We start from the raw sequence: 12,968 nt of genomic DNA on the forward strand, positions 1-12,968 counted from the left end.
CACAGAGCTGATGGGGCGGCTGCTTGCAGCTTACATAGGCCAGCAGATGGCCAATGCACTTGGGTTAAAATCCAATTCAGCCGCATCGGCAGCAGTCAAAATAGCTGATATCAGGAATAACAACTGGTTAAACAACCATGCTTTTAACGGTTCCATTACCGATCAGGCCCTGATCAACTACGTAGCACAGCCGCAGGACGCCATCGAGCCGAAAAATCTATTGGCAAAAGTTTCCGAAAGCGATTTTTGGACCATCAACTGGGGTTACCGTTTACTACCCCTGCCAGAAACGAAAGCGTTAAACAACCAGATCCTCGAAAGAAGCAATAAAGGCCTGCAAATGTATTCGGGAGAAGCAACTACAGGTGCCAACAGAACCATTCTTGATCCAAGGATCCAAAGTGGCGATTTAAGCAATGATGCTATCCAGGCAGGTAAACTCGGCATTGCCAACCTTAAAAAAGTAGTGCCTAATCTCCTCTCATGGACTATTACACCTGGCCAGGGCTATCAACCTGCAGGCGATGTTTACAAACAATTAGTGGCACAATACAACCAGTACCTGCGTTATGCAGCCAATCAGATCGGCGGTGTGTACATCGATATTAAAAACAGCGATCAAAAAGGCGAAGTATTTACATTCGTTTCCCTGGCTAAGCAACAGGAAGCATTAAAATTTATCCAACAGGAAGCTTTTAAAACACCACAATGGCTTAATTCCCCTAAACTTTATGCGCGTACAGAAACCGACTTCGATCTGGTAAGCAAAGTACAAAAAGAGCTTTTAGGCGATTTATTGGATGGTAAAACTTTGGCAAAACTGTTAACAGCCGAAAATAGTGGCGAAAAAGGTTACAGTCCATCGGCTTACCTTAACGATTTATCGAACGGGGTATTTTCTGAACTTGCACAGCACAGTGTATTAGACAACAACCGCCGCGAATTACAAAAAGTATACGTAAACAAATTGGTTGTATTGGTGCAGGCAATGGCCAAAAGCGATTCTGATCTATCTTCTGTAATGCGTATGCATGTTACTGCGCTGATGAAAAAAGTCAAAGCTGCAGGTGTGGCTTATAAAGGTATTGGCGCATCACATTTCACTGATCTTTACGAACGCCTTTACCTCGGATTACATAACCCGGCACAACCTGAAAGAAGCAATACTAACCCTTTTTCTAACGTACGATGAGAACCTATTTTTTATCCGCAGCCTTATCGCTCAGCATACTTGTTTGCGCTTTCAACGGATCGGCGCAGCAGCGCAAAAATGCAAAAAAAACAGCACCAACGCCGGCCGTAACTCCTGCTGCACTTCCGAAACTGCCTGTATTTCCGGCAAATCAACCTAAACCTTATAAGGAAGTGGTACCCAATGATGCTAAAACCAGTAAGGGTTTTATGCTGGTGCATCAGGTTGGCGACCGTTATCTTTTTGAAATTCCGGATAGCTTATTCGGACGCTCAATTTTTACCGTTAACCGTCTAACCAAATCTGCACAGGACTGGCGTAACCCACTTGGCGGACTCTGTAGTTATGGTAACGACTGGATCGGACAGGCCATGTTCAGTTTCGAAAAATCGGGACAGGACAAAATCGCGTTAAAGCTGATCAGTACTACCGATCGGGTAACAGATAACGATCCTATCCTTACCAAAGCCATTGCGGGCAACAATTTTGAACCGATTTACGCCATTTTCCCCGTAAAAGCCTACAACAAAGAAGCAAAATCAGCTGTAATCGACCTTACTGATTATCTGAACAGCGACAATCCTGTTTTTGGTTATTTAAGCGGACTTAAGATGCTTGCCATGCCGGGTACTTTTGCTCCCGATCGTTCTTTTTTAAGTTCGGTAAAGGCTTATCCTAAAAATATCGAAGTATTCAGTACCCGCACCTATACCTCTGGCAGTACCGTTTTAACCGGCGAATACAACAGTTCGATCATCCTGCTCAGCAAAACACCTATGAAAAGCAGGTCGCTGGACGAGCGTGTAGGTTTTTTCGGCGTTACACCTGCAGATTACAAAAGTTACGATGCCGATGGACATATCCGCAACCAGGCCAATATCTGGCGCTGGCGTTTAGAGCCAAAACCCGAAGACCGTGCGCGTTATTTTAGGGGCGAACTGGTAGAACCTGCCCAGCCCATTGTTTTTTATATCGATCCGGCAACACCAAAAAAATGGATTCCATACCTTATTGCAGGCGTAAACGATTGGCAAAAAGCATTTGAAAAAGCTGGCTTTAAAAACGCCATTATGGCCAAAGAAGTAGACCCCGCCGACTCAACCTTCGATATTAACGATTCGAGGCACAATGTAATGGTATATAAAGCCTCCGCAATTGGCAATGCCATGGGCCATTCGCTACAGGATCCGCGCAGTGGCGAAATTATCGAATCGCATATCCAATGGTACCATTCGGTTATGGAAGTACTTTACAAATGGTATTTTGTACAGGCAGGCGCTATTGATACTGCCGCCCAGAAACCACAGTTCAGCGACGAGCTGATGGGGCAATTGATCCGTTTTGTTTCCTCGCACGAAGTTGGTCATGCGGTAGGCTTACGCCATAATTGGGGATCCTCATCTACCACCACCATAGCACAACTGCGTGATAAGGCCTGGGTAGAAGCACATGGCCACACCCCTTCCATTATGGATTATGCCCGTTTCAACTATGTTGCCCAGCCAGAAGACTACATTGCCCAAAGCGGAATTTTCCCGAGGATCGGCGATTACGATACCTGGGCGGTTGAGTGGGGCTACCGGTTATTGCCCGATACTTTAAATGTTGATGCAGAAAAGAAAGCCCTCGATAAATGGGTTACCGATAAAGTTGGTGCCGATAAACGCCTGCGTTTTGGCATTGGTGATGATCCTACGGCAAAATATCCGCAGAACCAGCGCGAAGATTTAAGCGATGATGCCGTAATGGCCGGAACCTATGGCATCAAAAACCTGAAATACATTAAAAAGAACCTGATAAAGTGGACACAGGTTCCAGGTGCTTCTTACGATCGTACCGCCGATATTTATAAGGCCCTGGTTGATCAGTACGATTGGTATATCAAACATGCTACAGCCTATATTGGCGGTATGGAGTTTACCCCTGGCAGCAATACCAATAATGCTGTTGTTTACGGTTTCGAACCTTCTATTAAACAAAAACAGGCCGTTGCTTTCTTAAACCGCGAACTTTTTACCACACCCGAATGGTTACGTGATGAAAAACTTTACCGGTTGAGTAGTGCCGATTTCAGCAGTATTCAGGCCATACAGAAAAGAACCCTGCAGCAATTAATGGATGACAAGCTTTTTAACAAACTCCGTGCAACCGAAAATAGCGTTGGCAGCAAAGCCTATACCCTACCTGCATTTTTGAAGGATATGTACAATGGCATTTTTGCCGAAGTAATAAAAGGTGGATCGATCAGCGCAAACCGGAGGTTTTTACAGAAAATATATGTGAACGAACTGGTTGGACTGATTCCTGTACTTACCAAAACCGATGGAGATGCTGCATCGCTGGTTAAAACGCAGGCCAAACAGTTAATGGTCTCTTGTAAAACAGATTTAAAGAAACCATTGGGTAAAATGGAGCGTGCACATCTTGACGATCTGGTGGTGCGTTTGGATGATGCGCTATACAGGCCGATGAGGCTTGGCAAATAAAATAAATATGTAGAATAGTTAGTTTAATGAATAAGCGGCAGCCCGGATGGGTGCCGCTTTTCTTATGAACTAAAAAAATAATATAATTTCTTTTTTAACCAAAAACCTTTACATTTGCAATCATCTGATGATATGACGATAAAAAGATATGAATTCATTGATCCAAAAAAAATCGCTTGCCGAAGAAGTGGCTACCAGATTGCAGCAGCAGATTTCGGGGGGAGAATATAAAATCGGCGAAAAACTGCCTATCGAACCCGAGTTGATGAAGGCGTTTGGCGTGGGCCGTTCTACCGTACGCGAAGCGATCAAAATTCTTTCTAATTCAGGATTATTAAAGGTACAGCAGGGTGTTGGCACTTTTGTAAATAAGACCAGCAGCGATAATGAACCGATGGATCACCGGTTAAAAAGAGCTAAAATTCAGGACCTGGACGAAATCAGGCAGATGCTCGAAATGAAAATTGCCGAAAAAGCGTCGCTACAGCGCACGCAGGAAGATATTGAACAGATAAAAATACACCTGGCCGAACGCAATGAAACAGGGAATGCGGGAATGCTGAAAGAATGCATTGAAGCAGACATAAATTTCCACGTGGCCATAGCACGCGCTTCTAAAAACGATATCCTGCTGGATCTTTACAAAACAGCCTCGTTACACTTAAAAAACTGGTTTGAAGAGATCAATAAAAATACCGATAGTTTTACCGAAACGCAGTACCTGCACCAGCAATTATTAAATTACATTATAGCAAAAGACCCTAAAAAAGCACAAAATACCGCCGCAAAAATTTTGAAATACGCTGCAAAATAAAAATTTGACCTAATTCATCAGATGATCTGATTTTTAAATAAAATCAATAACCAATGAACAAAAACTCATTTAAAGCACGTCATCTCGACCGAAACGCAGTGGAGTGCCCGCCTGCTTCGGGCAGGGAGAGATCTATCCCGAGATAGATTTAACCCCGTTGAAAACCAGGAGAATGAATCAATGACAAATAAACGAATAAAATAGTTTAGCGTTACGCGTGTGGCGCTTTACGTCGATTACCCCCTTGAGCGTAGTCGAAGGGTAAACAGTTTACAGTTGGCAATTTGCAGATAACAATTAAACAATCATGCAATTGAACAATTGCCCCAATGACAAATGAACGAATGAACCAAATGCAAATTCATCAGATGATCCGATTATTATATATTATGAAAACTACACTACAACCCACCATCCCGCTGCAACCAGAAGCAGTTGCGCAAAAAACAGTTTATGCCATTCTGTTTACCATTAGTTTTAGCCACCTCCTTAACGACATGCTACAGAGTGTTGTACCGGCAATTTACCCCCTGTTTAAAGAACGCTTTAATTTTTCCTTTACGCAGATCGGTTTAATTACCTTCACATTCCAGTTAACCGCATCCCTATTGCAACCATTTGTTGGCTTTTACACCGACAGAAAACCAAGGCCTTTTTCATTATCGATAGGAATGGGCTTTGCCCTGATGGGATTAATTATGCTTTCGGTAGCTTCGAGCTTTGCTTTAATTCTTTTTGCCGTAAGTTTAATGGGCATCGGCTCCTCTATTTTCCATCCCGAATCATCGAGGGTAGCTTACCTGGCTTCGGGCGGTAAAAAAGGATTGGCCCAATCTATATTCCAGTTAGGCGGAAACGCAGGTTCTGCCATCGGACCGCTTTTAGCAGCGTTGATTGTTATCCCTTACGGACAGTTTTATATTATCTGGTTTAGTTTAGCGGCTATATTGGCTATTCTGGTTCTGATACAGATCGGCAAGTGGTACAAAGGTCATTTGCACCTAAAAATGAAAAATCCCGTGGCTGTTCAGGTAGAAAAAGGTCCTGGCTTATCCAAAAAAAGGGTAATTATCTCCTTATCCATCCTACTGGTTCTTATCTTTTCGAAATACTTTTATATGGCCAGCATGACGAGTTATTTCACTTTTTTCCTGATCAATAAATTCCATGTTTCGGTACAGCAATCGCAGCTTTATCTGTTTGGCTTTTTGGCTGCTGTAGCTGCCGGAACGGTTATCGGCGGTCCGTTGGGCGATCGGTTTGGACGAAAATACATCATCTGGATATCCATTCTTGGTGTAGCGCCTTTCACGCTTTTATTACCCTATGTAGGTTTAATGTGGACGGTAATTCTGGCCATTATAATAGGTGTGATTATCTCTTCTGCCTTTTCGGCCATATTGGTTTATGCTACTGATCTGGTACCCGGAAAAGTGGGCATGATTGCCGGATTGTTCTTCGGTTTTGCTTTTGGTATGGGAGGAGTTGGCTCTGCCCTACTGGGTTGGCTTGCCGATAAAACGAGTATTGAGTATGTTTTCCAGATCTGCGCGTTTTTACCTCTTATTGGTATCATAACGGGCTTCCTGCCAAATATTGAACATCAAAAATAGTATTTGCCACAGGAACACATGCTTAATTAACTTGTGTTCCTGTTTTTTACCATTTGGTAAATCCTTCCCACCGGCACCTCCTTAATTTTGCATCTGTTAAATACGAAATTTATGATAGCAATAACAGGAATTACCGGTCATGTTGGCCGCGTAACAGCAACATTATTATTAGAACAAAAACAACAGATAAAAGCGATTGTTCGCAATGCAGCCAAAGGTACCGAATGGATAGATAAAGGCGCTGAAGTAGCCATAGCCGATCTATTCGATGCCGAATCGTTAACCAAAGCTTTCGAAGGTGCAGAAAGTATTTTTGTTATGACGCCCCCTGCCCTGGATCTTGAAAACCCGATTGAGCAACATCTGCAAATGCTGGAAGCCATTACAACTGCAATAAAGAAAAGTAAGCCAGAAAAAGTAGTTTACCTATCTTCAATCGGTGGGCATTTAGCAGAAGCAACCGGGGCAATCAGAAAGTTGTACGATATGGAGCAGGCACTTACACAACTTGATATTCCGACTGCCGGAATAAGGGCGGGCTGGTTTATGGAAAATTTTACCGGATCGCTACCTAGTGCAATTTCTACAGGTAATTTACATAGTTTTTTAATCCAACCGACTTAAAAGTACCCATGGTCGCTGTAGCTGATATTGGTAGAACGGCTGCTGCATTGTTACTTCAGGATTGGGAGGGCCACCGAATTATCGAGCTGGAAGGTCCGCAAGCCTACTCCGCTGATGATGTTGCTGCTGTAATTGGCAGCTTAACAGGTAAAACCATTATAGCATCTCCTATTTTACGCGAAGATTACGAAAGCACTTATTCATCTTTTGGTTTTACACCCAATGCATCGAATTTGATGGCAAAAATGAACGATGGCTTTAATAGCGAGTGGATTGTTTTTGAAAAGGAAAATACCGAACATATTACCGGCGAAACCTCGCTGGAAGAAATGTTGGGGAATGTTCTTACGGTATAAAAATGAAATAGGTTATAACATAAGATTAAACCTTTTACATTTTGTCAGATTGAGCTTATCGAAATGTCTCTTAAAACAATGTTAAGTCAGGCTCTTCGATAAGCTTATAATGACACCTATCTAAATCAATGAAAATCACAAGTATACTTTTCAATAACCATATAAGACATTGAAGGGACATATAAGCTACATGTTCTTATATGGTTAAATAACGCTCAATTCGAAAAACGACTGTATGAACAGTTTAGATGTTCTCAGGTGATTTAGGTGGTAAATTAAACAGTGTAATCTTTATTTTTTACCACCACCTTAGGCGCCTAAGTTTTACAGGTGGAAAAATTTAAAACTAATTTAACCACCGTATAAAAACGTTATCCCTTTTTTAGCCCCCCGTATGGTTTAGCCGGAATGACAATTATATACTTTTATGCATCTTTTTTATTATAAGTAACTGGAAATAAATAGTCGTGTTCATAATTTCAAAATATCAGTGTTTTGCTATTTTTTTTATAAAAATGGTGTAAATCTTTGCAAATCCCAGTTTTGGTTCTATTTTTGCACTTAACTTATAAGTTAACTTGATTGCAGCATTCTCGAAAGTTCTACAATTTGATAAGGTAGCTTATTATACTTTCCATTTGGAAGGAAAGACTAATAATGAATTTAGGGATTTTATTGAGCGGGCAAAAATCAGTGATAGCAACCAGTTAGCAGAATTAAGTAGATTTATACAGAACATTGGACAAAAATATGGTGCAGGGGAAGCGCATTTCAAAAAAGAAGATAATGCCGAAAGACTCCCGCCACCGTATTATCATCAAATATCTACAAAGGGCTCAAAGGATTATGGGCTTAGGTTATATTGTATCAGGCTAACCACAAAAATTGTGATCCTTTTAAATGGAGATCACAAAAAAGCACAAAAGGTACAAGATTGTCCAAACTGTAAAAAACATTTTATGTGATGGCTAAAAAAATTGCAAAAGCGATAGACAGTGCCATTAAGGATAAAAATATTGAACTAAACGAATTCGACATACTTTTCGAAGACGACTTTGAAATAGAATTATGAAAAAGCCAGCAGACCAAACAGCATCGTTTCAGGATTTTGAAGAAATTATAGGTTCGGCAAAAAAAGAGAATATCCATTTTGTTGATAAAACCATGGATATTTCCCATTACATTTTAACCCTTTTGGAAAAAAAAGGGCTGAAACAAAAGGATCTGGCAAAGCTCCTCAATAAAAAAGAGGCCGAAATTAGCAAGTGGATGGGCGGACTGCACAATTTCACGCTCCGTACCATATCAGCTATAGAAGTAGCACTAAATGAGCAGATTGTAATCATTCCCAATACCACCCATGTTTATTCAAATGCCCACATGGTCAATAATAAATCGGTAGTTTTTTTTGGAAGCAGGCCGGAGCCTTTGCCAAAAGGGGAATGGACAACTGTGCAAAAGGTTTTGGTTGAGGAAGATTCCGATAAAAAAGCTAAGTCATCTTACGCATTAGTTTCCTAGTATGGCCAATATTAATCCAGATAGGGTCAAAATGATTAACATCAGAACCTTAAAAGGGAACATTAATTCTGATGGGGCTGACACTGATCTTGATCCAAAAAATTATGAGATCGAATGTATCCCTGAAATTGCCGCTAATTTAAAGGAGTCGCTTATACGGGTCGTCTTTAGGATCGATATCCACATCCTTAATACAGAAGGAAAAAAATCGGCAACTACCGGTTCATATGCCAACGAGTTTATATTTGAAATAGATGCAATTGAAGATTTCGTAAAACCGCGCGAAAGTGGTGAAGTAGATATTAATCCCGAGCTCGCCACAGCCCTATTGAGTTTAACATTCTCAACATCAAGGGGAATGATATATACCCACACCCAGGGAACAATACTTGATGGAATTATACTTCCGGTAATTGATGCCACCGAGCTGCAACAGGCTTTCGCATCACCTCAGATCTAATAATTTTTAGCTAAAAAAGCTGTTACCCCATTACTTTTTGGTAATGAGGTATATTTTATCCCCTACAGGCGAATAAAAAGAATAACCATAAACTGAATGGTAAAAGGCCGGTCTAAAATTTTCTGCTGACGAATTTCTTTCCCGAACGGCATAAAGCCTCAGTTTGTAATTATCGAACCGTTCCTTTTCTGTCGCCAGATTATCTACACGGAAATCAAGTTCTTTTCCTCCAATATGCGTACGGAAGAAACCTTTCCCCCTCCAGTTGTAAACCTTAAATCCACCCTGTCCGCCACCAATGATATGCGCATAATCCATTTTTTCTTCTGGGTAGAAATAGCGCATCTCTACGTTATCAGGCAGATAAGGATCACTCTCACCGCTGCTGAATACCGTTTTACGATAGCGGCCGGCACTTAATTCATCCGGAATATCATCATAGGCCGACACCTTTTGATACAGTACCGTCCACTTTTGATCTTTATACCAAAAAAACTTACGGATGTATGTTCCTTCCTCAACATAAAACTTATAGAAATAATACTTACTGCCACTGATCGAGGTAGAAATCAGCCCATCCATCTCTTTTTCAGAAAGATGGAAATCTGCATTAACAACCGGGATTACTTTTTTGGTTGTATCTCCATTTAAGGGCCAGGTAGTGTAATATTCGCCCTTCTCGTGGGTATACATGATAAAGTCATCGATAAATTCGGCCCAATAACCATCATATTTAATATAAAGCGAATCGGTAATAACACCTTTGTTATTAAACTTATAATATTGATAATCGGCCTTAGTATCCTCATCCTTTTGTGCATCGCAATACACAATGAGCTGATTATTGACCGAAGGAAAAATTCGGATGGGGTTTGGCGATGCAGCACTGGAAACCTGAACGGTATATAGCAAACTTACCTTAAAATCAGGTGAATTATAATGCTCATCAAGGGGCTGGATGCCTGTGTATTCTTTAGGCAAAGGTTCCCTGTTCCTCTCGATAAAAAATTCTTTAAAAGGCTTGAAGATGATGATCAGTATCACCACAACAATTAAAGGAATGATCCAGAACAGCATTTTTTTCATTTAAGATGATAATCAGCCAATAAATGGTAATATTTCATTATAGGGCTTTTGTACAATTGATCCATAAAGCGCTACAAAAAACAGTACAATAACAATTAATAGCACCAAAGGTTTATATCGGAACAGAATTCCCTTTTTTACGGTATAACGGTAATGGATATATGTTCCCAGCAGAAACAAACCTGTAAATACCAATATAAAATAGGTAACCTGCATAACAATTTATTTTTTTTCTGTTGCCACCCTAAAGGCTACATAAGCACCTATTAATATAACCAATATTCCTGTACCAATCTGTGTAAGATATTCGGCAACCCAACCTACCAGTATGGCTACCAGGTTGATTTTACCATTGGCATCGGGCATAAACATTTTACCCGTAAATATGTAAATCGCAAAGGCTACGAATACTGAAAACCATACCAGGGCATATACATAGTGAAGGGGATTTTTACTGAGCTGGATTTTTTTGTTCATAAGAGATGATTTAGAATTTAATACCAAAATATTTAATGTGATAAATATACAATAAATCACATTTACGGGAAAAATATATTTTGAGGATTATTGATTACAATATTCTTTTTCTAATCTAATTCTCCCAAAAAAACACAGTGCATAAGTCTGATTATGATATTATTAAGCTTTTTTTAATACCGCAATCTATTTTAGTTAATCTCAATGGGCAATGAATTATACCTATTGAAACTAACCAGATATGATTAAGCAACCTTACTGTTACCATGGGCTGCATGCGCCCGATGTCATCGAATTGAGCCATTACGAATGGGTAAATATAATTTAACCACGGATAAACAGGATTCGCACAGATAAAAATCCGTGTTTATCTGTGTGAATCTGTGGTTAAAAACCTGATTTTAATGACATTGTACACGCGCTTGCAGCGCTATGAATCCATGCATCATCTATCCCTGTCGACATTCTCTTTGGTACTTTAAACTCATCTGAACAACATTAACCTAAATCATTATATTATGAAAAAAACAACTATCTATTTACTGGCTGCATCATTGTTATGGGCAGGGTGTAAAAAGGAGAATTCTCAGCAAGAGACTTCGCTTTCGACGGAAAAACTTGAAAACACAAAAGCCATTGCTGCTTTTCAGACCATTGGTGTAGTAGGAAAAGTGTATACCGGTTATCAGGGCTGGTTTAGTGCACCCGGTGATGGTTCGCCGCTCAACGCCTGGATACATTGGGGCGGCAACCCGCCCGCACCAGGCGCTTTAACCTTCGAGGCCTATCCTGATATGAGCGAATATGCGGCAACCAGTCTCTTCCAGTCGGGATTTGCCAATCTGGGCAACGGAGCTCCGGCAAAACTTTTTTCCTCTTACAAGGCCGATGTGGTGAACAAACATTTCCAATGGATGCAACAGGCCGGCATTGATGGTGCTGCTGTACAGCGTTTCCTAAACCCGAACACCACCATTATGGCACACCGCAACGCCATCGCTGTAAACGCTAAAAATGCTGCAGAAGCTTACGACAGGAGTTTTTACATTATGTACGATCTTAATTCGGCCGATCAGCAGGTAAAAGACGACTGGCTGAATGTGATCAATACGCAGCTAAACCTTACGGCTTCGCCCAATTATGCCCGCGAAGGCGGAAAGCCAGTGGTTTGTATCTGGGGATATGGTTTTACTTCGAGGGTACCAACAGCAACACAGGCGCTGGATATTATTAACTGGTTTAAAGCCCAGGGCTGTTATGTAATTGGTGGTGTACCAAGAGATTGGCGCACTTCGACCGGAGGCTCAAAACCGGGTTTCGAAAATGTTTACAAAGCTTATAATATGATTTCGCCATGGGCAGTGGGCAGTTCGGATCCTGATAGCTACAACACCAATTATACCCTCCCGGATAAGGCCTATTGCGCCACCAACGGCATGGCTTACCAACCGGTGATGTATGTGGGTTTTGCATGGTCGAACTGGAATGGCGGTCCGGTAAACCAGATTCCAAGGAACAAGGGTCAGTTTTTCTGGAAATGGGCCTATCATTTCCGCAATGCATCCATTCCTTCGGCATATATTGCCATGTTTGATGAATTTGATGAAGCCACCAACATTGCGAAAACCGCCGACAGTTACCTGGATATTCCTACCAACCAGCATTTTTTAACCACAAGTGCTGATGGCACCTACCTTTCGAGCGATTTTTACCTGCGGCTTTCGGGAAAAGCGATCCGTATGATTAAAGGTCTGGATCCATTAACCAATACCGTTCCCATCCCTGCTTCTGCCGGGCCACGCTGGCTGGCCACCAGTTTTCAGCTGGGGTATGATGGAATGCCAACCTGGACCGATTCTCCCGACCAAACGGCTATAAACACCATTGGTTTTGGTGCAACGGGGAATCCGGTTTGCGGTGTGGTAACAAATGAAACCAACCACCTTGGCAATGCTTCTATCCGTGTAGCAGGCCGCGACAACTCGGCTACGGGATCGAACGTTTATTTCAAGATTTTTGATGTTGATATTCCCGTTACGGCAGGCACCAAGCTAAGGTTCTGGAAATTCCCGACCAACACGCTTTCCAGATATGTAACAGTTGATCTGGTGATGACAGATGGGACAACGCTCCGCGATTCGGGTGCACAGGACCAGAATGGAGCATTAATGCATCCCGGAACGGCAAAAGGTACTGTAAACACCTGGGCACAAACCACCTGTACGATTGGAAGCTGGTTAAATGGTAAAACCATTGATAAGATCCTTATTGCTTACGATCACGCCGCAGATACCGGGGATTTTAAGGCTTATATTGATGATATTGTAATCGAAAATTAG

13 protein-coding genes are annotated in these 12,968 nt (G+C 41.5%); 10 read left to right on the forward strand and 3 right to left on the reverse strand.

The window, feature by feature from the left end; translation table 11 throughout:
• The 9 genes from B2V92_RS13770 to B2V92_RS13810 all read left to right on the forward strand — a co-directional run.
• The coding region (locus B2V92_RS13770; RefSeq protein ID WP_293309066.1) for a zinc-dependent metalloprotease at window positions 1-1,192 on the forward strand (1,192 nt) is incomplete at its 5' end.
• Window positions 1,189-3,678, forward strand: a complete 2,490-nt coding sequence (locus B2V92_RS13775) for a zinc-dependent metalloprotease (RefSeq protein ID WP_293309068.1) — start codon at window positions 1,189-1,191, stop codon at window positions 3,676-3,678. The genes B2V92_RS13770 and B2V92_RS13775, both read left to right, overlap by 4 nt.
• 148 nt (window positions 3,679-3,826) lie before the next feature.
• Window positions 3,827-4,492: a FadR/GntR family transcriptional regulator gene (locus B2V92_RS13780; RefSeq protein WP_293309071.1), complete on the forward strand. Its 666-nt coding sequence runs from the start codon at window positions 3,827-3,829 to the stop codon at window positions 4,490-4,492.
• Between the two features lie 389 nt (window positions 4,493-4,881).
• The gene (locus B2V92_RS13785; RefSeq protein WP_293309074.1) at window positions 4,882-6,105 is read left to right on the forward strand and encodes an MFS transporter; all 1,224 of its coding nucleotides are present in this window, start codon (window positions 4,882-4,884) and stop codon (window positions 6,103-6,105) included.
• Window positions 6,106-6,216: 111 nt separating this feature from the next.
• The gene (locus B2V92_RS13790; protein WP_293309077.1) at window positions 6,217-6,729 is read left to right on the forward strand and encodes an NmrA family NAD(P)-binding protein; all 513 of its coding nucleotides are present in this window, start codon (window positions 6,217-6,219) and stop codon (window positions 6,727-6,729) included.
• A gap of 8 nt (window positions 6,730-6,737) precedes the next feature.
• Window positions 6,738-7,085 (forward strand): hypothetical protein, encoded by a 348-nt coding sequence (locus B2V92_RS13795; RefSeq protein ID WP_293309080.1) that lies wholly within the window; start codon window positions 6,738-6,740, stop codon window positions 7,083-7,085.
• Between the two features lie 578 nt (window positions 7,086-7,663).
• Window positions 7,664-8,050, forward strand: a complete 387-nt coding sequence (locus B2V92_RS13800) for a hypothetical protein (RefSeq protein WP_293309083.1) — start codon at window positions 7,664-7,666, stop codon at window positions 8,048-8,050.
• A 103-nt stretch (window positions 8,051-8,153) separates the two neighbouring features.
• Window positions 8,154-8,606, forward strand: coding sequence for a helix-turn-helix domain-containing protein (locus tag B2V92_RS13805; RefSeq protein WP_293309086.1), 453 nt, complete (start codon window positions 8,154-8,156; stop codon window positions 8,604-8,606).
• A 31-nt stretch (window positions 8,607-8,637) separates the two neighbouring features.
• Entirely contained in the window at window positions 8,638-9,066 is a 429-nt protein-coding gene (locus tag B2V92_RS13810) for a hypothetical protein (protein ID WP_293309088.1), read from the forward strand.
• A gap of 30 nt (window positions 9,067-9,096) precedes the next feature.
• Here the strand turns inward: B2V92_RS13810 and B2V92_RS13815 are convergent, their stop codons facing one another.
• Genes B2V92_RS13815 through B2V92_RS13825 form a run of 3 tightly spaced genes read right to left on the reverse strand, consistent with a single transcriptional unit; the run spans window position 9,097 to window position 10,629 of the window.
• The gene (locus B2V92_RS13815) at window positions 9,097-10,152 is read right to left on the reverse strand and encodes a hypothetical protein (protein WP_293309090.1); all 1,056 of its coding nucleotides are present in this window, start codon (window positions 10,150-10,152) and stop codon (window positions 9,097-9,099) included.
• A 12-nt stretch (window positions 10,153-10,164) separates the two neighbouring features.
• Window positions 10,165-10,368, reverse strand: coding sequence for a hypothetical protein (locus B2V92_RS13820; RefSeq protein ID WP_293309092.1), 204 nt, complete (start codon window positions 10,366-10,368; stop codon window positions 10,165-10,167).
• A 6-nt stretch (window positions 10,369-10,374) separates the two neighbouring features.
• Complete coding sequence (locus B2V92_RS13825) at window positions 10,375-10,629, reverse strand: hypothetical protein (RefSeq protein WP_293309094.1); 255 nt, start codon at window positions 10,627-10,629, stop codon at window positions 10,375-10,377.
• Between the two features lie 518 nt (window positions 10,630-11,147).
• Here B2V92_RS13825 and B2V92_RS13830 point away from each other — a divergent pair.
• Window positions 11,148-12,968, forward strand: coding sequence for a glycoside hydrolase family 71/99-like protein (locus tag B2V92_RS13830; RefSeq protein ID WP_293309096.1), 1,821 nt, complete (start codon window positions 11,148-11,150; stop codon window positions 12,966-12,968).

The organism is Pedobacter sp. UBA5917 (assembly GCF_002432345.1).
Taxonomy (GTDB): Bacteria; Bacteroidota; Bacteroidia; order Sphingobacteriales; family Sphingobacteriaceae; genus Pedobacter.

Coding starts and splice junctions, on each gene's coding strand:
- B2V92_RS13775 (WP_293309068.1), top strand. CDS start 1,189: ATGAGAACCTATTTTTTATCCGCAGCCTTATCGCTCAGCATACTTGTT.
- B2V92_RS13785 (WP_293309074.1), top strand. CDS start 4,882: ATGAAAACTACACTACAACCCACCATCCCGCTGCAACCAGAAGCAGTT.
- B2V92_RS13780 (WP_293309071.1), top strand. CDS start 3,827: ATGAATTCATTGATCCAAAAAAAATCGCTTGCCGAAGAAGTGGCTACC.
- B2V92_RS13820 (WP_293309092.1), bottom strand. CDS start 10,368: ATGCAGGTTACCTATTTTATATTGGTATTTACAGGTTTGTTTCTGCTG.
- B2V92_RS13825 (WP_293309094.1), bottom strand. CDS start 10,629: ATGAACAAAAAAATCCAGCTCAGTAAAAATCCCCTTCACTATGTATAT.
- B2V92_RS13805 (WP_293309086.1), top strand. CDS start 8,154: ATGAAAAAGCCAGCAGACCAAACAGCATCGTTTCAGGATTTTGAAGAA.
- B2V92_RS13795 (WP_293309080.1), top strand. CDS start 6,738: ATGGTCGCTGTAGCTGATATTGGTAGAACGGCTGCTGCATTGTTACTT.
- B2V92_RS13830 (WP_293309096.1), top strand. CDS start 11,148: ATGAAAAAAACAACTATCTATTTACTGGCTGCATCATTGTTATGGGCA.
- B2V92_RS13815 (WP_293309090.1), bottom strand. CDS start 10,152: ATGAAAAAAATGCTGTTCTGGATCATTCCTTTAATTGTTGTGGTGATA.
- B2V92_RS13810 (WP_293309088.1), top strand. CDS start 8,638: ATGATTAACATCAGAACCTTAAAAGGGAACATTAATTCTGATGGGGCT.
- B2V92_RS13790 (WP_293309077.1), top strand. CDS start 6,217: ATGATAGCAATAACAGGAATTACCGGTCATGTTGGCCGCGTAACAGCA.